Annotated in this window: 20 protein-coding genes; 8 read left to right on the top strand and 12 right to left on the bottom strand. The window is 48.9% G+C overall.

All coding sequences use genetic code 11. The features are described 5' to 3' along the window. Nucleotides 1-3 precede the first annotated feature (3 nt). From dnaJ to EDD53_RS11805, 3 genes are all read right to left on the bottom strand, one after another. Entirely contained in the window at nucleotides 4-1,161 is a 1,158-nt protein-coding gene (dnaJ, locus tag EDD53_RS11815) for a molecular chaperone DnaJ (RefSeq protein ID WP_123793505.1), read from the bottom strand. 73 nt (nucleotides 1,162-1,234) lie between these two features. Further along, complete coding sequence (gene dnaK, locus EDD53_RS11810) at nucleotides 1,235-3,157, bottom strand: molecular chaperone DnaK (protein ID WP_123793502.1); 1,923 nt, start codon at nucleotides 3,155-3,157, stop codon at nucleotides 1,235-1,237. A gap of 240 nt (nucleotides 3,158-3,397) precedes the next feature. After that, on the bottom strand, nucleotides 3,398-4,219 hold the full coding sequence (locus tag EDD53_RS11805) for an ABC transporter permease (protein WP_123793500.1): 822 nt from the start codon (nucleotides 4,217-4,219) through the stop codon (nucleotides 3,398-3,400). A gap of 147 nt (nucleotides 4,220-4,366) precedes the next feature. Here EDD53_RS11805 and cysQ point away from each other — a divergent pair, with 147 nt between their 5' ends. The 8 genes from cysQ to EDD53_RS11765 all read left to right on the top strand — a co-directional run bounded on the left by cysQ (nucleotide 4,367) and on the right by EDD53_RS11765 (nucleotide 13,372). Beyond that, complete coding sequence (cysQ, locus tag EDD53_RS11800; RefSeq protein ID WP_123793499.1) at nucleotides 4,367-5,164, top strand: 3'(2'),5'-bisphosphate nucleotidase CysQ; 798 nt, start codon at nucleotides 4,367-4,369, stop codon at nucleotides 5,162-5,164. After that, on the top strand, nucleotides 5,164-5,964 hold the full coding sequence (kdsB, locus tag EDD53_RS11795; protein ID WP_123793497.1) for a 3-deoxy-manno-octulosonate cytidylyltransferase: 801 nt from the start codon (nucleotides 5,164-5,166) through the stop codon (nucleotides 5,962-5,964). The genes cysQ and kdsB overlap by 1 nt, the downstream gene beginning before the upstream one ends. A 175-nt stretch (nucleotides 5,965-6,139) precedes the next feature. Beyond that, complete coding sequence (locus tag EDD53_RS11790) at nucleotides 6,140-7,036, top strand: UTP--glucose-1-phosphate uridylyltransferase (RefSeq protein ID WP_123793495.1); 897 nt, start codon at nucleotides 6,140-6,142, stop codon at nucleotides 7,034-7,036. 12 nt (nucleotides 7,037-7,048) lie between these two features. Then, nucleotides 7,049-8,032 (top strand): UDP-glucose 4-epimerase GalE, encoded by a 984-nt coding sequence (galE, locus tag EDD53_RS11785; RefSeq protein WP_123793493.1) that lies wholly within the window; start codon nucleotides 7,049-7,051, stop codon nucleotides 8,030-8,032. 48 nt (nucleotides 8,033-8,080) lie between these two features. After that, complete coding sequence (locus EDD53_RS11780) at nucleotides 8,081-9,094, top strand: glycosyltransferase family 2 protein (protein ID WP_123793491.1); 1,014 nt, start codon at nucleotides 8,081-8,083, stop codon at nucleotides 9,092-9,094. A 186-nt stretch (nucleotides 9,095-9,280) separates the two neighbouring features. Further along, nucleotides 9,281-10,267 carry a glycosyltransferase family 2 protein gene (locus tag EDD53_RS11775; protein WP_211331623.1) on the top strand — a complete coding sequence of 329 codons (987 nt, stop codon included), beginning with the start codon at nucleotides 9,281-9,283 and terminating at the stop codon, nucleotides 10,265-10,267. Continuing rightward, nucleotides 10,264-11,961 carry a DUF5927 domain-containing protein gene (locus tag EDD53_RS11770; protein ID WP_123793487.1) on the top strand — a complete coding sequence of 566 codons (1,698 nt, stop codon included), beginning with the start codon at nucleotides 10,264-10,266 and terminating at the stop codon, nucleotides 11,959-11,961. The genes EDD53_RS11775 and EDD53_RS11770 overlap by 4 nt, the downstream gene beginning before the upstream one ends. 4 nt (nucleotides 11,962-11,965) lie before the next feature. Next, nucleotides 11,966-13,372 carry a nodulation protein NodH gene (locus EDD53_RS11765; protein ID WP_123793485.1) on the top strand — a complete coding sequence of 469 codons (1,407 nt, stop codon included), beginning with the start codon at nucleotides 11,966-11,968 and terminating at the stop codon, nucleotides 13,370-13,372. Nucleotides 13,373-13,380: 8 nt separating this feature from the next. On the opposite strand, the gene EDD53_RS11760 is transcribed toward EDD53_RS11765, so the two are convergent. The 9 genes from EDD53_RS11760 to gyrB all read right to left on the bottom strand — a co-directional run bounded on the left by EDD53_RS11760 (nucleotide 13,381) and on the right by gyrB (nucleotide 21,851). Continuing rightward, complete coding sequence (locus EDD53_RS11760) at nucleotides 13,381-13,845, bottom strand: PTS sugar transporter subunit IIA (protein ID WP_123793483.1); 465 nt, start codon at nucleotides 13,843-13,845, stop codon at nucleotides 13,381-13,383. Nucleotides 13,846-13,890: 45 nt separating this feature from the next. After that, a complete protein-coding gene (hpf, locus tag EDD53_RS11755; RefSeq protein WP_123793480.1) occupies nucleotides 13,891-14,466 on the bottom strand; it encodes a ribosome hibernation-promoting factor, HPF/YfiA family in 576 nt (191 codons plus the stop codon). Between the two features lie 252 nt (nucleotides 14,467-14,718). Then, nucleotides 14,719-15,456, bottom strand: coding sequence for an LPS export ABC transporter ATP-binding protein (gene lptB / locus EDD53_RS11750; RefSeq protein WP_123793478.1), 738 nt, complete (start codon nucleotides 15,454-15,456; stop codon nucleotides 14,719-14,721). Continuing rightward, entirely contained in the window at nucleotides 15,456-15,962 is a 507-nt protein-coding gene (gene lptA / locus EDD53_RS11745; protein WP_123793476.1) for a lipopolysaccharide transport periplasmic protein LptA, read from the bottom strand. Before lptA ends, lptB begins: the two co-directional genes overlap by 1 nt. Before the next feature lie 18 nt (nucleotides 15,963-15,980). Further along, entirely contained in the window at nucleotides 15,981-16,511 is a 531-nt protein-coding gene (locus EDD53_RS11740) for a hypothetical protein (RefSeq protein ID WP_148087112.1), read from the bottom strand. Nucleotides 16,512-16,589: 78 nt separating this feature from the next. Further along, nucleotides 16,590-17,552 (bottom strand): KpsF/GutQ family sugar-phosphate isomerase, encoded by a 963-nt coding sequence (locus EDD53_RS11735; RefSeq protein WP_123793472.1) that lies wholly within the window; start codon nucleotides 17,550-17,552, stop codon nucleotides 16,590-16,592. A 25-nt stretch (nucleotides 17,553-17,577) separates the two neighbouring features. Next, complete coding sequence (locus tag EDD53_RS11730) at nucleotides 17,578-18,192, bottom strand: ribonuclease D (RefSeq protein ID WP_123793470.1); 615 nt, start codon at nucleotides 18,190-18,192, stop codon at nucleotides 17,578-17,580. Between the two features lie 158 nt (nucleotides 18,193-18,350). Continuing rightward, complete coding sequence (locus EDD53_RS11725) at nucleotides 18,351-19,292, bottom strand: glycosyltransferase (protein WP_123793468.1); 942 nt, start codon at nucleotides 19,290-19,292, stop codon at nucleotides 18,351-18,353. A gap of 141 nt (nucleotides 19,293-19,433) precedes the next feature. Continuing rightward, nucleotides 19,434-21,851 (bottom strand): DNA topoisomerase (ATP-hydrolyzing) subunit B, encoded by a 2,418-nt coding sequence (gyrB, locus tag EDD53_RS11720; protein ID WP_123793466.1) that lies wholly within the window; start codon nucleotides 21,849-21,851, stop codon nucleotides 19,434-19,436. Nucleotides 21,852-21,916: the final 65 nt, after the last annotated feature.

The following is a 21,916-nucleotide window of genomic DNA, read 5'->3' as shown; positions in this document are numbered from 1 at the left end:
TTTTTAGCTTTTCATGCCGTCCCAAAAGCTTTTGACCTTTTTGAAAAAGGATGAGCTTTCAGGGTTGTTTTTATCCTCACCGAGGTTTTCGAACTCTTGTAAAAGTTCTTTTTGCTTCGCGGTCAAGTTGACAGGTGTTTCAACCGCAAGTTCAATGAACATATCGCCTTGGCCAGCACCACGCAGCGCTGGCATACCTTTGCCGCGAAGACGCATCTGGCGACCTGATTGACTGCCCGCAGGAATTTTTACCCGTGAACGACCGCCATCGATTGTTGGGACTTCAATATCGCCACCAAGTGCCGCAGAGGCCATAGAGACAGGGACTGAGCAGTGTAGGTGAACGCCATCACGTTCAAACAAATCGTGTTGCTGAACTTCGATGAAGATATACAAATCACCTGTCGGTCCGCCGCGCAGGCCTGCTTCACCTTCACCAGCAAGGCGAATGCGTGTACCTGTCTCGACGCCTGCAGGAATGTTTACGGACAGGGAGCGTTCTTTTTCAACGCGTCCAGCGCCGCCACATTGACCACAGGGATCTTTTATCATTTGCCCCATACCGCCACAGGCAGGGCAGGCGCGTTCAACTGTAAAGAAACCTTGCTGCGCGCGTACTTTGCCCATGCCAGAACATGACGGGCAAGTTTGAGGTTCTGCGCCGTTTGCTGACCCTGTTCCGTTACAGCCGCCACAGCCCACCGACGTTGGCACGCTGATGGTCTTCTGGCTACCAGTGTATGCGTCTTCAAGAGTGACACGCATGTTGTAGCGCAGATCGGAACCGCGTTGTGCGCGGGAACGGCCGCCACCACGTTGTTGCCCCCCCATGAAGTCGCCAAAGAGGTCATCAAAGACATCGGAAAAGGCTGATCCAAAGTCGCCTTGGCCACCGTAACCGCCACCAGGCCGGCCACCGCCACCCATGCCACCTTGTTCGAAGGCAGCATGGCCATAGCGATCATACGCGGCTTTTTTATCTGGATCTTTTAAAGTGTCGTAAGCTTCATTTACTTCTTTGAACTTGGCTTCCGCATCTGGGTTATCGGCGTTGCGATCTGGGTGAAATTCCATCGCTTTCTTGCGATAGGCTTTTTTCAAGCCAGCAGCATCGTCGCCCTTGGTGGCACCAAGCACTTCGTAGAAATCACGTTTTGCCATGGATTAGGTCCTCCAGAAAAGCGGCGGCCGACACAAATTTAAAATGTGTCGGCCAACCGAAATTCGCTGCGGTTTACGAACGCTTATCGAGATCTTCAAAATCTGCATCAACGATATCATCGTCAACACTTGAAGGGCCGCCGTCGTCTTCGTCCATGCCTTCTGGCGCAGCTGCTTCCGCTTCTGCTTGGGACGCTTTGTAAATCGCCTCACCCAGTTTCATCGCGGCATCTGTTACGTTTTGGATGCCGGAACGAATTTTCTCAGGGTTTTCGGTTTCGAGTTGGTCGTTCAACGCTGAAATCGCCAACTCGATGGCTTCAACTGTTGTTGGATCAACTTTGCTACCGTGCTCTTCAAGAGACTTTTCAGTCGAATGAATAAGGCTTTCAGCTTGGTTTTTCGCTTCAACAAGATCTTTGCGCGCCTTATCGGCTTCTGCATTTTCTTCCGCGTCTTGGACCATTTGTTCGATGTCTTCGTCGGACAGGCCACCGGAAGCTTGGATGGTGATCCGCTGCTCTTTACCAGTGCCTTTATCTTTGGCGCCAACTTCGACGATACCGTCCGCATTGATGTCAAAAGTGACTTCGATTTGTGGCATGCCGCGTGGTGCTGGCGGGATGCCTTCGAGGTTGAATTGACCAAGAATTTTGTTGTCTGCGGCCATTTCACGTTCACCTTGGAATACGCGAAGGGTCACTGCGTTTTGGTTGTCTTCAGCCGTTGAAAAGACCTGTGATTTCTTGGTTGGGATCGTCGTGTTGCGGTCGATCAAACGTGTGAACACGCCACCCAAGGTTTCGATACCGATAGACAGTGGTGTCACGTCGAGCAACAACACGTCTTTAACATCGCCTTGCAAAACGCCAGCCTGAATAGCCGCGCCCATCGCAACAACCTCATCAGGGTTCACGCCTTTATTTGGCTCTTTGCCAAAGAATTTTGTAACTTCTTCGATCACTTTAGGCATGCGTGTCATACCACCAACAAGGACGATTTCGTCGATGTCTGATGTGGAAAGGCCAGCGTCCTTGAGAGCAGCCTGACATGGCTTGATCGAATTTTTGATCAAGTCAGATACAAGTGTTTCCAATTTGGCGCGCGTGAGCTTCATCACAAGGTGCAAAGGTTGACCTGTGCTGGAGTCCATTGAGATGAATGGCTGGTTGATCTCGGTTTGCTGGCTAGAAGAAAGTTCGATTTTTGCTTTCTCAGCAGCCTCTTTTAGACGCTGAAGGGCCATCTTGTCTTTGGTGAGATCAACACCGTTTTCTTTTTTGAACTCATCGGCAAGGTAGGAAACGATGCGCATATCAAAGTCTTCACCGCCGAGGAATGTATCGCCATTGGTGGACTGAACTTCAAACACGCCATCGCCGAGTTCCAAGATGGTCACATCGAATGTACCGCCACCAAGGTCATAAACCGCGATGGTTTTTGTATCTTCTTTGTCGAGGCCGTAAGCCAAGGCAGCCGCTGTTGGTTCGTTCAGAATTCGCAAAACTTCGAGGCCAGCAATTTTACCAGCATCTTTTGTCGCTTGGCGCTGCGCGTCGTTAAAGTACGCAGGAACAGTGATAACTGCCTGTGTTACTTCTTCGCCGAGGTATGATTCAGCTGTCTCTTTCATTTTGCCCAAGATAAAGGCCGAGATTTGTGAAGGAGAGTACTTGTCGCCACGAACCTCAACCCATGCATCGCCGTTACCGCCATCGATAACCGCGTAGGGCAGGTTCTTTTTATCTTTTGCCAGATGCTTGTCGTCGTCGCGGCGTCCGATCAGACGCTTAACAGCGAAAACTGTGTTTTCTGGGTTTGTGACAGCTTGGCGTTTCGCGGCTTGACCAACAAGACGCTCAGATTCAGTGAAACCTACGATGGACGGTGTGGTCCGTGCACCTTCGGCGTTTTCGATAACCCGCGGTTGCGAGCCATCCATGATTGCGACACAGGAGTTTGTAGTCCCGAGATCAATACCAATGACTTTGGCCATGCTCAAAATCCTCTTCTAGGCGATGTGGTGACCTTGGGCCCCTTAAGGCACCCTTAGTCAATCCCATGGGTTAAATCAGGTTTCCCTGATCAATGCTTCTCGGCGTATATAGGGAGGCGTTCTTGCCCCTGCAAGTTGTCCGAGGCGTCTAGGGTGCAAAAAACAGCAAATTATTGTTACAAAATGCACATGAGTTTAGCTTGTGATGATAATGTATGCTTTAAACCAGCCAAGAGAGGCTTAGCGCCCAGCGCCCCAACTTGCAGATGCGCGGGTGCGGGTGAAAAATTCAGCCAAAAGTCCGACGGTAATAAAGACCAAAGAAAAGACGATTGGGTACATGACTGAACTAAAGTGTGGCGAATAGTTTACAAAGGTGTACCCACGCGCTTGGTCGATACAGTGGAATAGCGGGTTCCACGAAAACATCGCTAAAATATATCCAGGCATCTGATTGGCGACGAACATTTTGCCAGAGGTAATCATATTGGCGCGGGAATAGATGACCTGTACAATCTTCGTGAATTGCGGAAACCATGGGCGCAACGCTAATAATACCATTCCGATCGCGACACCTGAAAACCATGAGATCATCAGCATCATAAATGCGCCCGGCAAATATTGGAATGTGACCGTGCCCCAACCAAGCGAGTATGCGAACAAGATTACGACCACGGACAGCACTTGAATATAAAGTGAACTCAAAGCGGCAGATGTAATTGCAATCGCGGTATTCATTGGCGCGTGCTGCATCATGGGTGAAGTTGCTGTTTCCGACCCTGCCACCGCACTCAGTGCCTTATTATGCGTCAAAAATAAAAAAATACCTGACATGATATAAAGGATAAAATCCCCGCGCAGTGCATTTCCGCGCAGCCCCAATATTGAGAACATAAAGACAAAGACTAAAACAAGAATCAATGTCTGTAACATATTGATTACAAGTCCTAAAAGCGGGTTTCCATGCGACTTTCTTACGTGGCGAACAGTGTTGTGAAAGATCAGCCGAAGGATTGATCCCGCCGTCGATAGGCCGCTTTGTTGTTCTGAATATTGAAACATGCTCGAAAATCCTGTGACAGCTTTCACAACAGAAATATCAGTGATTTCTTGCTGTTTCTTTATCAACGTATCATAAGGTGTGTAGTTTGAAATATCAATAATGACGCCATACTCAGCTGCGTCACTCTATCTTTTAGGAGCCATTTTATGGATTTCGCAAAACTCACCCCGATTATCCGTAAACTCGCACTCGAAGCTGGTGATAAGATAATGGAAATCTATAACTCTGACGATTTTGAAGTAAAATCAAAATCTGATGACAGTCCCGTGACCGCTGCCGATGAAGCAGCAGATGTTTTGATTTCTGCAGGTCTACGTGCTGCATTCCCTGACGTGACTTTGATCACAGAAGAGCAGTCTGGGTCGCACGCATTGAAAGCGGATTCGTTTTTGATCGTTGATCCGCTGGATGGCACTAAAGAGTTCATTAATCGTCGTGGCGATTTTACTGTGAACATTGCTTATGTCGAAAAAGGCGTGCCAATTCGCGGTGTCGTCTATGCTCCTGCAAAGGATCGGTTGTTCATCACCGACGAAACTGGCCAGTCCTTTGAGGAAGTCGGTCCATTCTCTAAAGACACAGTCGGTACGTTGCATAAAATCGCGGTGTCTAAACCTGATAACGCGGGTCTGTTGATCGTGGCATCCAAATCGCATCGTGATCAAGCAACCGAAGATTATATCAACAAGTATAATGTCAAAGACAGTAAATCAGCGGGTTCATCTCTAAAATTCTGTTTGGTCGCAACGGGTGAAGCAGATCTATACCCCCGTGTTGGACGTACAATGGAATGGGACACGGCTGCTGGCCATGCCGTTTTGTCAGGGGCTGGTGGTCATGTCGTGCGCTTTGACAATCACGAGCAGCTTACATACGGTAAAGAAGACTATGCCAATCCATTTTTTATTGCCTATGCTCCTGGCGTTGAATTGAAGACTGCCTAATGTCCGTTCTCATAGTTATTCCTGCTCGATATGCCTCAACGCGTTACCCAGGTAAGCCACTGGTTGAATTGACTGGTGCGTCGGGCGAAAAGAAGTCACTCATCAGGCGCAGTTGGGATGCAGCCATGTCTGTTTCTGGTGTCGATAAAGTCGTTGTTGCGACAGACGATGGTCGCATAAAAACAGCCTGCGAAGCCTTTGGCGCACAGGTCGTGATGACATCCGAGACTTGCGAAAATGGGACTGAGCGTTGCTCAGAAGCCTTGGCAAATCTTGAGGGAGACTACGAAATTGTGGTCAACCTTCAAGGGGACGCACCGCTAACGCCAGCGTGGTTTGTCGAAGACTTGGTTCAAGGCCTGCGCAATACGCCAAAAGCCGAAGTCGCCACACCCGTGTTGCGATGTGATGGCAGGGCGTTGAATGGCTTTCTTGAGGATCGCCGCAATGGGCGCGTTGGTGGCACGACGGCTGTATTTGGTGCGGACAATCAGGCTTTGTACTTCTCAAAAGAAGTGATCCCCTTTACGGCCGATACCTTTGCTGACGATGCCGAGACACCTGTGTTTCACCATGTGGGTGTCTACGCCTATCGCCCCTCTGCGCTAAGCGCGTATACTCAGTGGTCAGCAGGGCCGCTCGAAATGCTTGAGGGGTTGGAACAATTGCGTTTTCTTGAGCAGGGCCGCGCTTTATTGTGCGTTGAAGTTCAAGCGCGTGGACGACAGTTTTGGGAATTGAACAATCCTGAAGACGTGCCGCGGCTTGAAGCCATGATGGCTGACATGAAGCTGAATTAATTCACCGTTTAATCTCTGTGCAAGGCTTGTTAATTTTGTACTGATTTGCGGCGGGTTACAATATTGTCACATCGAACTGCCAGTTTATGGTGAAATGTTGGAAGTTTAAATAAATTCACGTCATCATTGATGGCGAACAGATGAAACCCGAAAAAACGGGTTATTAGGAGTAAAAATGGCGCGTAAGGTAACGAAAGCAATTTTCCCAGTCGCGGGCTTAGGAACACGATTCCTGCCAGCTACAAAATCGATTCCAAAAGAAATTATGACATTGGTCGACCGCCCCCTCATCCAATATGCCATCGATGAGGCGCGTGCTGCGGGTATTAAAGAATTTATTTTTGTGACTTCACGTGGCAAGGGTGCCTTGGAAGATTACTTTGATCACTCGCCCATTTTAGAACAAGAGTTGCGTAAAAAGGGTAAAACTGAACTGCTCGACACGCTTAAAAACACCAATATGGATAGTGGCGCTATCGCGTATATCCGTCAGCACAAAGCTCTAGGGTTGGGGCACGCTGTTTGGTGTGCGCGCCGCCTTTTGAGCCCAAGAGAGCCTTTTGCGGTTATCTTGCCTGATGATGTTATCGCCGCTGAGAAACCTTGTTTGCAACAAATGATCGAAGCCCATGAAGAACTGGGCGGTTCAATGGTTGCTGCAATGGAAGTTCCGACTGAAAAAGCCAGCTCTTACGGTGTTTTGGATGTGAAAAAAGACATGGGCAACGCTGTTTCTGTCAACGGCATGGTCGAAAAGCCCGCTGCGGGAACTGAGCCTTCAAATCTAGCTGTCATTGGGCGTTATATTTTGGCGCCTGAGGTCATGAAAAACCTGCATCAAATGAAACAAGGTGCTGGTGGTGAAATTCAATTGACGGATGCGATCGCTGACGAAATTTCAGCTGGTCGCGATGTCTTTGGGTACCGGTTCGAAGGGCAACGTTTTGACTGTGGCTCAAAGGCGGGTTTCCTTCAGGCGACGATCTCCTTTGGTTTGTCGCGCCCCGAATTGCGTGGCGAGCTTCAAGAATTCCTAAATGAACTGAGCGTCAGTCAAGCCGCCGCTCAGTAAGGTGTGAACGGAATGAAAAATGTGATTGTGACAGGCGGTGCGGGCTATATCGGTTCGCACGCCTGTAAGGCGTTGCGTGACGCAGGTTATGTGCCTATCACGTTTGATAACCTGTCTACTGGTTGGCAAGAGGCCGTTAAATTCGGCCCCTTTGAACAGGGCGATCTTTTGGATCGCGCGCGCCTGGATGACGTGTTTGCCAAGTACAAGCCAATCGCAGTCATGCATTTTGCAGCCTTCAGTCAGGTCGGTGAAAGTATGACTGACCCAGGAAAGTACTGGCGGAACAATGTTTTCGGATCTTTGCAGTTGATTGAAGCTGCAGTTGATGCGGGATGTTTGAACTTTGTTTTTTCATCTACTTGCGCGACATTCGGTGATCAGGACAATGTGGTTTTGAACGAAGAGTCTCCACAATTTCCAATCAATTCTTATGGCGCATCAAAGCGTGCCATCGAAGACATTCTTGCGAATTTTGAACAATCCCATAACCTGAAAAGCGTCGTCTTTCGCTATTTTAATGTCGCAGGCTGTGATCCCGATGGTGAGGTTGGCGAATTTCATCAACCTGAAACCCATCTCATTCCTCTAATGCTTGATGCTATCGCGGGTAAGCGTGATGCACTCACGATTTATGGCACTGATTACGATACGCCAGATGGTACGTGTATTCGCGACTATGTACATGTCTGTGATCTTGTCGATGCCCATGTTTTGGGGCTGGAGTGGCTCTCAAATAACAAAGGCAGCCGTTATTTCAACTTAGGGACAGGCACAGGATTTTCTGTGCGCGAAGTTCTAGATGAATCCCGCGCAGTAACCAACAAAGAAGTGCCGCATGTCGAAGGGCCGCGCCGTCCAGGTGATTGTACTAAGCTCGTATCAGGATCAGAGCGCGCGATGACCGAACTCGGCTGGTCGCCGCAAAGGTCCACGATGAAGGAAATGATCAAAGACGCATGGCATTGGCACCAAACTGGCCACTATGACAAGTGATCCAGTTCGCCTTACAGTGTTGTCACCCATTGGGTGAAAGGTCTGTGTATGCAAGAACTCTGGCGTAAGTATAAATTGCGGGTGCTGCGCAAGAATGCTTTGTGGCGTTCTTTTCGTGCGCGTCGCCAACTTACTGCGCTACGTGTTCAGAGTGACGAAATACGGCAAGGTGCTTTGCTTTGCGTGATGTGCGTTCGAAATGAATCTGTGCGCCTGCCATATTTTTTAGACTACTACCGCAAGATGGGTGTTGATCATTTTCTGATCGTTGACAACGATAGCACTGATGGCACCACCGAATATCTCATGTCAAAAGCGGATACGTCTGTGTGGGCGACAAGTGCAAGCTATAAGGCCGCGCGCTTTGGGCTTGATTGGACGACTTGGCTGCAAATTAAATATGCGCGCTCAAAGTGGTGCCTGACATTGGATGCTGATGAGCTTCTCGTCATACCGCATAACGGCAAGCGGTCACTAAAGGATTTGACACACCATTTAGACACTATCAATCAGCGTGCGTTTGGCGCCATCATGTTGGACATGTATCCCAAAGGTCCAATAGATAGCGTTGACTATCAAGTGGGTGATGACCCGATAAAGACATTGCGTTGGTTCGATGCAGGGCCATATCGGTCAAGTCGGCAACTGCCTAAAGAAAACCTATGGGTTCAAGGGGGCGTGCGAGAACGTGTATTTTTTGCCAGTGACCCAAGCAAAGGCCCCACGTTGAATAAGCTTCCGCTCGTGAAGTGGGATGCGCGATTTGCCTATACCAACTCTACGCATAGCATGTTGCCAGCCAAGATGAACCACGCCTACAGTGGGCCAGGCGGATCTGAGGTTTCAGGGGTGTTGCTCCATACTAAATTTCTGCAAATTGCGGTCGAAAAATCACTCGAAGATAGGCATCGCAAACAGCATTTTGGTAATCCTGATGCGTTCCAAGATTATTATGACGCAGTGATTGCGGCACCTGATCTTTGGTGCAAAGACTCGGTCGAATACACAGGCGCAGACCAACTCTTGGCGCTGAAAATGATGTCACAGGGCGACTGGGCGTAGTTTATTTTCAAAACGATCTGTAAACAGTTTTGTTCTATGGTTAGAATTGTTTACGTATCTATCATAAATGCGTATTCTAAAAGATAAATTATAAATGAAACGTGGACACGTATCGACGTTGCATACTGATGAGCATCGAGCTGTGAGAATTGGACGAATAGAGTGAAGTGGTGGAAGATATACAGGTTGCGATTGCGCAGAAAGCTCGCGCTTTGGCGTGCATTCCGCGCGCGTAGACAGCTGTCAATCCACCAAGACAACACATCGCAAATCAAAAAAGGCGATGTTTTACTGGTCTGCACGCTACGCAACGAGCGTATCCGTTTGCCGTATTTCATGAAGTATTACCGTGAATTGGGCGTGAAGCACTTCCTTTTCGTAGACAATGACAGCGATGATGGGTCACGTGAATACCTGACTGGCGCCGCTGATGTTTCTATCTGGCATACGACAGCGAGTTACCGAAACTCGCTGTTTGGTGTCTATTGGATGAATTGGATTGCGCGCAAATACTGTCACGATCATTGGACTTTGACTGTCGATGTCGATGAATTTTTTGTCTTCCCTTTTTGTGATACGCGCCCGATTCCCGCTTTAACAGACTGGCTCGATAATTCGGGAATTCGATCATTTTCAGCTATGCTGATCGATATGTATCCTAAAGGCCCGATTGATGCACAGCCCTATAAAGAGGGCCAAGACCCGATGGAGATCGCTCAGTGGTTTGACAGTGGTAACTACATGCTGTCCACCAATTACGAATATCAAAATCTGTGGATTCAGGGTGGTCCTCGCGCGCGGCTGTTCTTTAGTGACGACCCCTACAATGCGCCGTCCTTGAACAAAATTCCTTTGGTTAGATGGCATAAAGATTACGCCTATATGCACTCAACCCATATGCTTTTGCCGCGGGGGTTGAATCACGTTTACGAAACCGAAGGTGGGGAAAAAGCATCTGGTGTGTTGATGCACGCAAAATTCCTCAACACTTTCGTGCAAAAAACCGAAGAAGAATTGCAGCGCCGCCAACACTATGCAGGCAGTCGAGAATATTTAGCATATCATAACCGCATAAAAGACGACCCAGAGCTGTGGTGTAACTGGTCTGAAAAATACATTAATTGGCGTCAATTGGAAATTTTGGGGCTTATGTCCAAAGGGAATTGGGCATGAGCGTTGGATTCGTCATGCTGGTCCATGAGGCGCTCCATCGGGCTGAAGAGGTGGCGCGCCATTATGCTCAGCATGGCTGCCCCGTTGTGATCCATGTTGATAAACGCGTTCATAAAGATGAGTATTTGTCGTTTGTTGACAGTCTATCGGATTTGACGACAGTTAAGTTTTCAAAACGCCATTCTTGTGAATGGGGCACCTGGAGTTTGGTGGCAGCATCGCAAGATGCATCTGAGATGATGCTCAAAAGTTTCTCTGACGTGCGCCATGTCTACCTGTCTTCTGGTTCATGTTTGCCGTTACGCCCCGTTAGAGAATTGATCCAATATTTGGCGGCGCGCCCAATGACCAATTTCATTGAAAGTGTTACCACAGAAGATGTGCCTTGGACCGTGGGTGGACTTGATGCTGAACGCTTCACACTGCGTTTTCCGTTTTCTTGGAAACGTCACCGCAAATTGTTTGACCGCTACGTGGCGCTTCAACGGCGTTTTGGCTTTAAACGACAAATTCCCGATGGGCTGGTGCCTCATCTTGGGTCGCAGTGGTGGTGCCTGACGCGCCAGACGCTTTCGGCTATTCTGGAAGACCCTGATCGTAAAGTGTACGATGCTTATTTTCGCAAAGTTTGGATTCCTGACGAAAGCTACTATCAAACGCTCGTGCGGTTGTATTCAAACAATATCGAAAGCCGATCTTTGACCCTTTCAAAGTTTGATTACCAAGGCAAACCGCATATTTTTTATGACGATCACCTGCAATTGTTGCGGCGCTCTGATTGCTTTGTGGCGCGAAAAATCTGGCACAAGGCTGACCGTCTTTACAGCACATTCCTAAATTCTAATATAAACCCAATGCAGGGCGCAGAGCCAAATCCAGGCAAAATAGACCGCATTTTTTCCAAAGCAGTTGAGCGACGGATTATGGGGCGAGAGGGTTTGTATATGCAAAGCCGACAACCTGCACATGGCAAAGGGCATGGAAAAACATCTGCTCCCTATTCGATATTTGAAGGGTTTTCAGATCTTTTCGAAGATTTCGATCAATGGCTTGCGCAGGCTGTTGGGGCGCGCGTGCATGGCCATTTGTTTGGACCAGAGGGTGTAGAATTCTCGGGGAATCAAAAAATATTTGCTGGCGCTATGTCAAACCATGCAGAACTACGTGACTATAATCCGTGTGGCTTTCTGACCAGCTTGATTTGGAACACACGCGGTGAGCGGCAGTGTTTTATGTTCGGACCGCGTGATAACCAAGAAATCAATTGGCTGGTCGCAATGGACCCAAATGCGCAAATTTCTGTGATATCTGGCGCTTGGGCTGTCGCGTTGTTTCGCTCAAATATGAACTTTTCTAGTATTCGGCGCGAAGCTGCACGTTTGCAAAAGATCGAGGCGGAACACTTGGAAGTTTTGCGGTCACAACACGTCAAAGCACGGGTGCGAATCTGGACAATGGCTGATTTTATCGAAAGCCGACTTGAGCCATTGCAATCCATTATTGATGAGATTGGCCCAAGAAATGTACGGCGCTTAACTGAAGCACCGCGTATGCGTGATTTGACTGGGTTTGGCCAGTTTCTGCAAAATCTAAAAAATCAGGGTATGCATCCCCATCTAATGGGTGATTTTCCGATGGAACCTGATATTGAAAATACGCAACGTAATCGCAAAAAACCCTATTTGGTAAAGTGAAACTATGCCCCATCGTTTTGATTATTTCGTCATTTTTGCAGAAATGCGGACGGGTTCGAATTTCTTAGAAGAAAACGTCAATGCATTTGATGGGCTACGCTGCTGGGGCGAACTTTATAATCCACACTTTATTGGTAAGCCCAAAAATACAGATTTCGAAGGCGTAACCTTGGCTCAGCGTGAGGCGGATCCAACTAAATTATTGGAGTGTGTGAAAACTGCTTCCAAAGGATTAAACGGGTTTCGCTATTTTCACGATCATGACCCGCGTATGCTGATGCATATGCTCAACGATCCTCGTTGCGCAAAAATTATCCTGACCCGCAATCCGTTAGAAAGTTACGTATCTCGTAAAATTGCGGGTGCGACGGGGCAGTGGCGCCTCGGAGATCTTAAAGATGCGCGCAGTGCAAAAATTGAATTTGACCGCATAGAGTTTGAAACAATGCTTGATGCTGTCAAAGGATTTCAAATGCGTTTGATGCGCGGATTGCAAACCTCGGGGCAGACTGCTTTCTATATCTCTTACGAAGATGTTCAAGATATCGATGTAATCAATGGCTTGGCCACATATCTTGGTGTTGATCAACAGTTGCCCAAAACTGTTCAGAAAACCAAAGTTCAAAACCCTGCAGGGTTGGAAGATAAGGTGGTGAATTATTCTGAAATGGTGAGCGACTTGTCCTCGATCGATCATTTCAATCTTTCAAATACGCCAAACTTTGAACCGCGACGTGGTCCAGCGGTGCCAACGTTTATCGCGGCAAAAGCTGCGCCTTTGTTGTATCTGCCGATACGCGGCGGTCCTGAAGCCGCCGTGACCGAATGGATGTCGCGCCAAGGTAAGTCAGACATGGGGCTGATTGGTGAATTTAGTCAGAAAACCTTACGCCAATGGAAGCGTGGGAATAAGGGCCATCGCAGTTTCACGATCATCTCACATCCTGTCGTGCGCTTGCACCGTTCGTTTTGCCGCCACATTGTCAGCCAGAATGAAGAAACCTACGGCGAAATTCGCGAACAACTGCGCAGTACATATAAGTTACCGCTGCCGTTGGGGGACAGTGATTACGGCTTGGCGCAGCATCGTGTTGCGTTCATTAAGTTTGCCGAATTCGTAAAAGGCAATCTGAGCGGGCAGACATCTATTCGTGTGGATGGCAGTTGGGCCTCACAGTCAGAGGTCATCACCGGCTTCGCTGATTTCGCTCTACCAGACCAAATTATACGTGAAGACGAAGTGAGCGCGGTTCTGCCAAGCCTCATACCCAATTTGACCAAAGATGTTCCTAGCCAAGCTGAGGACACCCCATATGCGCTCACAGATATCTATGACGCGGATGTCGAAACCGCTGTACGCGCGGCTTATCAAAAAGACTATATGCTGTTTGGATTTAAAGCATGGGGCTAGCTTAAGGGCTAGGCGACTTTAGATGATGGGATAGATGTCAAGATCGCGTGCAATGTGGCTGCGTCGGCGTTTGCACGCAATTTTGTGCAGGTTTTCTCATCCCTCATTGTACGCGACACCAATGCAAGGGCCTTCAGATGATCAACGCCTGATTCTGCTGGGGCGAATAGAGCAAAAATAAGATCAACTGGTTGCCGATCAACAGCATCAAAGTCCAATGGAGTATCAAGCTTGAAAAACGCTCCTACGACACGCTCCAACCCTTCGATGCGGGCATGAGGTAAGGCAATTCCGTGCCCAACGCCTGTCGGACCTAAGCTTTCGCGTTCTTGAAGTGAATTAATTGCGCCATTTAAATCTAGACCATAGCTGGCAGCAGCGACTTCACCTAAATCCTGAAAAAGGCGTTTTTTGCTGGTTAGTTTTCCAACGACCTTAACGGCAGAAGGTTGCAAGAGCTCAGAAAGTTTCATGTAAAGCTATACCCGCCTCGGCCATCGCACGAGGCGGGCAGAGGTTTATTTAATGTTATCAGGGTCGATCCAGCCAAAATTCCCATCAGGGCGGCGGTAAACGACGTTCACTCCGGTTGTACCCTCTTTGTGAAACACCACGACTGGTGCGCCAGCAAGTTCCAACTGCATAACGGCTTCACCGACAGTCAAAGTTGGTACCTTGGTTTCGGTTTCAGCAATAATCATTGGTTGAAGGGATTCGGGTTCCTTGTCCTCATCATGGTCTGTTGCGGCGAGGATATACGTGGAAGCGCCGCTAAGTTCAACCGGTTCAGAGCGATGAGAATGGTGGTCCTTCAATCGGCGCTTGTATCGGCGCAGTTGTTTCTCCATTTTCTCGGCGCATTGATCAAAAGCCGAATAGATATCGTGTGTATGCGCATTTGCCTGCGCTGTTAAGCCAGTGGACAAATGAATTACTGCCTCACAGTTATATTCAGCGCCACTTTTAGAAAAAACCACCGTCGCACCCGTTGGGCGTTCGGCGTATTTATCGACGACCACTCCCAATTCGGTTTTGACATGGTTTTGCAAGGCGTCGCCAATATCAATTTGTTTTCCACTAATTTGGTACCGCATGATATCTCCTTTTGTTTACTTAGGGCGCCGCAACGGCACATTTGTGACGCTACGCTACCCTTTTGGGATTTTTGTGAATTGCGGGATTTGGATGCACAGTAAACCGCTGTGTCCCAGTCTTTTGGCTGGGGCGCATCTATGTGGCTGTAAGCAAAGAGTGCCGAACCACGCGCTGATAATCGATGTATATGCATCCCCTCTATTTGGCTGCAAAATGAGGGGGGATGTCAACTAGAAGCTGAAAGACGGTTATCAAAAGCGAAAGTTTTCGCCCAAATACACGCGACGAACGGTTTCATTTTCAACGATTTCACGTGTTGTGCCTGACATAAGCACCTGACCATCATGTAAAATATACGCGCGGTCGATGATTCCCAATGTTTCCTGTACGTTGTGATCGGTGATGAGCACACCGATACCACGATTTTTCAGATCTGACACAAGGGCGCGAATTTCGCCAACCGCAATTGGATCAACGCCCGCAAAGGGTTCGTCGAGCAAAACATAGTTGGGATCCGCTGCAAGGCAGCGCGCGATTTCAACGCGGCGTCTTTCCCCGCCTGACAGGGCAACCGAAGGCGCACGGCGTAGGTGGGCAATAGAAAATTCGCTGAGCAACTCTTCCAAGCGTTCGCGTCTGACCAAAGGGTCACTTTGCGTGATTTCAAGAATCGCAAGAATATTGTCTTCAACGCATAGGCCACGAAAAATAGAGGCCTCTTGTGGTAAATAACCGATCCCGAGCTTGGCGCGGCGGTACATCGGAAGACGCGCAATGTCGCGGCCATCGACGATGACTTCGCCTGCTTCGGGTGTCACCAGTCCAGCAATGGAATAAAAGCAGGTTGTCTTGCCAGAACCATTTGGGCCCAGCAAAGCAACCACTTCGCCTCTGTCCAGCGTCAATGACACATCACGAATGACTGTACGTTTGCGGTAGCCTTTTCTTAGGTTTTTGACTCGCAAACCTAGGTCTTTGGGTGATGACATTACTCGGCACCCGTCTGAAGAATAGTTTTCACGCGTCCATTGATGCGCCCTGTACCTGTGGTCAAATCAACAGTCATTTGTTGACCCGACAGAACATTGCGGCCTTGGGTTAAAATGACATTGCCCGCCAAGGCAATCGTCGACGTATCAATGCTATAGGTGGCTCTATCGGCCTCAATGGCTTCGTTTCCATTGGCAAAAGTAACACTTCCCGTGGCGATAAGTTCGTCGATTTTACCGCTATCATCAGCGTTATATACAACTTCGACTGTGTCCGCCGATAAGCGCAACGCGCCTTGGCCAATTAAAACAGAGCCTGAAAAAATAGCCTTGCCTGTTGATTGATCGACGGAAAGTTCATCAGATGAAATTTCAACAGGCAAACCGCTGTCATGTTGCAATCCGCCAAAGGCAACCTGCGTGTCTTGTGCGGCGAGTGAGGTTGAAAACGCAGCGGCAGCCAACGTAAATATCGCTATGTTTTTTAAACGCTTGAGTTGCTGCATGGTGATCCCCCAAATTCCTTATGGCTGGTATACCAGTTTTACACGTTCTTTGAAAACCAGAAGGTAGCTTCCACTGTCTGCGTCTTGTGAAATCTTCATCGAGCCCGCACTAATGTCGCCCGCTGGCGCTGTTCCTTCAACAGGACCAGGGCTTTCGATCTGCGAAAAGTTCAACTGAGCTGCAATGCGGTCCGTGTTAAGGGAATAGCCCGTTGTGGTATTCACATTCACGCCACCCGCAAGTTCCGCAACTTCGTTGGGTCCATCAATTGCAATATCGTTGGCAAGCATTGAAACGGTCGCGCTGTTGAGTAATTTTAACTCCGCATTGACTTGGGTTGAATTCAAAATGCGTCCATCAGATGGATCAGGTCGGATCGTTTTTGCTGCGATCTCGAGTTGCGCCCCGTCACTTGTAACCGTCGAAAACGCAGGGCCATCCAAGCGTTGTTCGCGTGCAAGCGCTTCAATATCAGACTGTGCAAAAGGAAAGTCATCTAGCGTTTCTGAACTGCGCGCGAATAGAAAAAGCGTTGCCAATAGAGCCACGCTAGCCAAGGGCAGCAGGATCTTAGCCTTTGCGACTATTCGAGAATGAGGGTTATCAAAACGCGTCATGGGGATGTATTACACGATACCAGCACGAAGGCAGTCTTGTATTTTGAGAATACCACAAGGTCGGCCGTCTTCAGCGGAATTTCGCACAAATAAGCAGGTTATCGAACGCTCATCCATACGTGCGAGAGCCTTTTCAGCAAGTGCATCTGCTGCGATCGACAGCGGGTTTGGCGTCATAATGTCGGCGGCCGTTTTTTCCAAAAGGCCATCAATATTTCGGCGTAGATCGCCATCGGTGATTATGCCAATTAGGCGACCTGCATCGTCTACGACCCCAGCCACACCAAAGCCTTTGCTTGAAATAATCGATAGAACTTCGCGCATCGGCGTGTCAGGCCGCGTGATCGGCATGTCTGTATTCATCAAGTCGCTGGTCTTCGTCAGACGTGATCCAAGCTTGCCACCTGGGTGCAGCATTCTGAAATTGTCGGCGGTAAATTTTCGGTGGTCCATCAAAGCAATCGCGATGGCATCGCCAAGCGCAAGCGTCATGGTGGTAGAGGTTGTTGGAACAATCCCTTGATCACAGGCCTCTTCAGCCTTTGGCAATAGTAAAGGGACATCGCAGGCGCGCATCAATGAGCTGTTCGGGTTTGAGGCAACACCGATCATTGGGATTTGAAATCTGCGCGTAAAGGCGATCAGGTCGGCCAATTCAGGGGTCTCGCCAGAGTTGGAAAGTACCAATACTATATCGTCTTTGCCAATCATCCCAAGGTCGCCGTGGCTTGCCTCAGCGGGGTGTACAAAGTGCGATGGTGTACCTGTTGATGCCAGTGTTGCAGCAATCTTACGTGCTATGTGACCTGATTTTCCCATGCCAGTGACAATGGTCCGACCCTTGGCATCTAAGATTAATGATGTTGCTTTGATAAAGTCGTCACCTAGGGTATCGGACAATTTAACCAGTGCATCAGCTTCACGGCGTACAACGCGTTGTCCGACGGTTAAAAATGGGTGAATATCTGGCATGGGTACCTTCGTTATCAATTGAGTTTCACGAATGTGCAAAAATATCGGCGTCGGGCCAACCTTTTAGGTCGAGAAGAGCACGCGTGGGAAGAAATTCAAAGCAGGACTGTGCTAAATGAACGCGGCCCTCACGTTCAAGCATATGGTCCAATTTGTCGCGCAGTTTATGCAAATACAGAACATCGGAGGCGGCATATTCCAGTTGTGCTTTGCTTAATGTGGATGCGCCCCAGTCACTCATTTGCTGATGCTTTGAGATATCGACCTTTAGCAACTGGTCCAGCAAGTTTCTCAGCCCGTGGCGATCCGTATAGGTTCTGACCAGCTTTGACGCGATCTTGGTGCAGTAAACGGGTTGAGCGAGCGCGCCAAATGTATGGTACAGTGCAGCAATATCAAATCTGCCATAGTGAAAAAGTTTCACGACATCGGGATCTGACAATATCGCACATAAATTGGGGGCCTGAGTTTGACCGCTGCTGACTTGAATTAAATGCGCATCGCCGTTTCCGCTAGAAACTTGCACAAGGCACAGCCGGTCTCGGTGTGGGTTTAAACCCATGGTTTCACAGTCAATGGCCACTGATGGCCCTAGTTCAAGATCGTCAGGCAGATCGTTTTTATGAAAGAAAATTGTCATGCCATACCCTTGTACTGATCACTCGTTTGAGTTTCCACATATGCCTTTGCTGCTCTTTGGGCAAGTTTCGCGTGCCAGTTTTCGACGAACGTCCTGTGTTATCCTTTAGCGAAGGCCATGTTTCTGAATTGCATGGCCTAGGCCAAGCAGATGCTGCGTTAAAGGCGTTTCGTAATACAGGCTAAGTATAAGGCAAAGTTACCGCGCCGTCTTTGGCGTGCAGCACCGGATCTAAACAGTGCAACTAAACGCTTTGGAAGTGGGCCAAATCGTGCAGCCGAATAATACGACAAGGCGCGCTTTGCCTCAGCTGTAAAATGCTTGCGAGATGCATTTAGGGCCTTGATATTAATGTCATTCCACTTGGCAAATCGACGATCTGAAACAAAGCGCACACGTTGCAATTGCCCCCATCGTGAAATGTTTGATCCGATCACGTTATTGTCGTGCTGTCTGTAGCGCAGGACTGCATTAGGATCTCGTAACACGGTGCCGCCGCAGCACGAAATGACCTGATATGCCCACCAGTCATGAACAACCACGTCATCAACTTCATTGGCGGCGGTTTGCAACAAGCGTATTGCGGGCGCGTTCAGCATCATAGTGTTTCCGGCACCGATTGACTGTACAAAAGAATTGCCCACACTGGGCGTCCAAGTGCGTTTTTGAAATGTGTGAAGGGGGGCAAGCTTATGGTCACAGATGAGAACATCTGCCGCATAAAGTAACGGTGTGCTGGGTTGTTTGGCTTCATTTAAAGCTTTGCGTGCGCGTGCCAATTTATCTGGAAACCAAACGTCGTCTTGATCAGAAAAGGAAATTAAACGCGTATTTTCGGGAATCGACCTGATTAAAAACAAAAAGTTTTGGGCGCACCCGCTTTGAGGTCCTGTCAGGATCGTAATATCATGGTCTGTTGAGTGGGCCTGTTTGAAACGTTGCAAAATCTCAACTGTCGTATCGCTGGATCCATCATCGGAGACCAACAAATCCCAATTCTTGTCGGTCTGAGCTATCAAACTATCAAGCTGTTCTTGCAGAAAGGCATCGCCATTATACGTCGCCAACAAGATGAGTATTTTTGCGGTGTCTTGCGTCAAAGCCTAGAGCCTTCGTGGTTCAGCACCCGTGTGGCGCGGTGAATGTGCCCAGACAAGTCAGTGCTCGTCAGTTTAAGTCGCTCGTAAGCGTTTCGAATTGATATACCCGCGGACCTTTTTCATGATCGGCGGGTATATCCATTAGGCGTCTAGGTTTTCAACATTCAGCGCATTGTCCTGAATGAATTCGCGACGCGGTTCGACAACGTCGCCCATCAGTTTGGTAAAGATGTCATCGGCTTCTGCGAAATCTTCGATTTTAACCTGAAGCAAAGTGCGGGCATCAGGGTCAAGTGTGGTTTCCCAAAGTTGATCCGCGTTCATTTCGCCCAATCCTTTGTAGCGCTGCAAGGAAAGACCCTTTTCGCCTTCTTCCAAGATCGCATTTAGCAAATCGATCGGACCGTGGATCAGGCTCGAGCGGTCTTTGCGGATCAACCGCGAAGGGTCGTTGAACACGCCATTTGTGGCGTCGACTTCTTGATTGATACGGCGCGCTTCGCCGCCGCGTAAAATAGCACCATCAAGCGTGCGCACTTCTTCCACTCCGCGCAAAACGCGGGTCAAACGAATGCCAACGTCTTGCGTGGGGCGCCCTTGCCAACCGCGCTCAAATTCTGGCGCAATCATATCAAGGCGCTTTGCAATCATATCGGCTGTGCCTTGCAGGTCGCTGTCCACACGGCCCGCTTCAAACGCGCCTGCCAATGCGGCTTGTTCGACAATATGGCGCGGGTAATGCGTGGGAAAGGCGTCTAGAATACGTTTAAACTTACGCGCTCCTTCAACGACACGCGCAAGATCAGCGCCTGCAATTTCTTCGCCAGTTTGCAATCGCAATACTGCCCCGTCTGTGCCTTGCTGAATCAGGTATTCATCCATTGCGGCTTGATCTTTGAGATAAACCTCTGATTTGCCGCGTGCGACTTTGTACAAAGGCGGTTGCGCCACATAAAGGTGACCCGCTTCGATCAAAGATGGCATCTGACGGAAGAAGAAGGTCAACAACAGTGTTCGAATATGCGCCCCATCAACATCCGCATCGGTCATAATAACGATCTTGTGGTAGCGCAGTTTATCAAGATTAAATTCGTCACGGCCAATACCAGTGCCGAGCGCCATCACGAGGTTCCCAATTTCCTGACTGCCGAGCATGCGGTCAAAGCGCGCGCGCTCTACGTTTAAAATTTTACCGCGCAAAGGCAGGATCGCTTGTGTGCGACGGTCACGACCCATTTGGGCAGAACCACCAGCGGAATCGCCCTCCACCAAGAAGACTTCGGTTTGGGATGGATCTTTTTCAGAACAGTCTTTCAACTTACCTGCTAGAAAATTCACATCTAAAGCCGACTTGCGGCGGGTTAATTCGCGGGCTTTACGCGCAGCCTCGCGTGCCATGGCCGCTTCGCAAATCTTGCCGACGATCATTTTGGCGATCTGAGGGTTTTCATCGAACCATTCGGTTAATTTTTCGCCAACCAAATTCTCAACTGCAGGACGGACTTCTGAGGATACCAGTTTGTCTTTGGTTTGCGATGAGAACTTAGGGTCGGGCACCTTGACAGACAGCACGCAGGTCAGACCTTCGCGGGCATCGTCGCCCGTAAATGTGATCTTTTCTTTTTTCGCGATACCGCTCTCAGCCGCATAGCGCGTCATGGTGCGAGTCAAAGCCCCACGGAAACCCGCGATATGTGTGCCGCCGTCGCGTTGAGGGATGTTGTTGGTGAAGGGGAGAACATTCTCGTGATAACTGTCATTCCACCACATTGCCACTTCAACGCTAATGCCATCTTTTTCACCTGTCACAAAGATCGGTTCGGGCATCAAAGAGGTTTTCGAGCGATCAAGGTATTTGACAAATTCTTTAACGCCGCCATCGTAGTAAAGTTCGGTTTTCAGCGGCTCCGCGGGGCGTTCATCTTCTAAGATGATGCGCACACCTGAGTTCAAGAAGGCCAGCTCACGCAGGCGCTTTTCCAAAATTGCGAATTGGTAATCAAGGTTTGAAAACGTGTCTGTCGACGCCAAGAAGCGCACTTCCGTACCTGTTTCATCACCAGCATCACCGATGACTTCGAGGTGCTCAGATGTTTCGCCGCGTTCAAAGCGCGCTTTATGAACACTGCCACTGCGCCAGACTTTCAGTTCGAGCCAATCAGACAAGGCGTTCACAACCGACACACCCACACCGTGCAAACCGCCAGAAACCTTATATGAGTTGCTGTCAAACTTACCGCCTGCGTGCAACTGGGTCATGATAACTTCGGCAGCAGAAACACCTTCTTCTTCATGCAAATCAGTCGGAATACCGCGTCCGTTATCACGCACAGAAATAGATGAATCCTTGTGAATTTTGACGTTCACATAGTCCGCATGCCCCGCCAGAGCTTCGTCAATGCCGTTGTCCACGACCTCATAGACCATATGGTGCAAACCAGAACCGTCATCAGTGTCACCGATATACATACCAGGACGTTTGCGAACAGCCTCTAACCCTTTGAGAACTTTAATAGAACTGGCGCCATATTCTTCGGACTGCTCGGGGGTATCGGACATGATTGTTTCCTTGTTATTTCTTGCCCTTTTTATACGGCAATCCATAAGGGTTGTCACGCTATTGG

This window comes from Pacificibacter maritimus (assembly GCF_003814915.1).
GTDB classification, from domain to species: domain Bacteria; phylum Pseudomonadota; class Alphaproteobacteria; order Rhodobacterales; family Rhodobacteraceae; genus Celeribacter; species Celeribacter maritimus.
The sequence above is the reverse complement of the archived record's forward strand: the minus strand, read 5'-3'. Positions and strand labels throughout refer to the sequence as shown.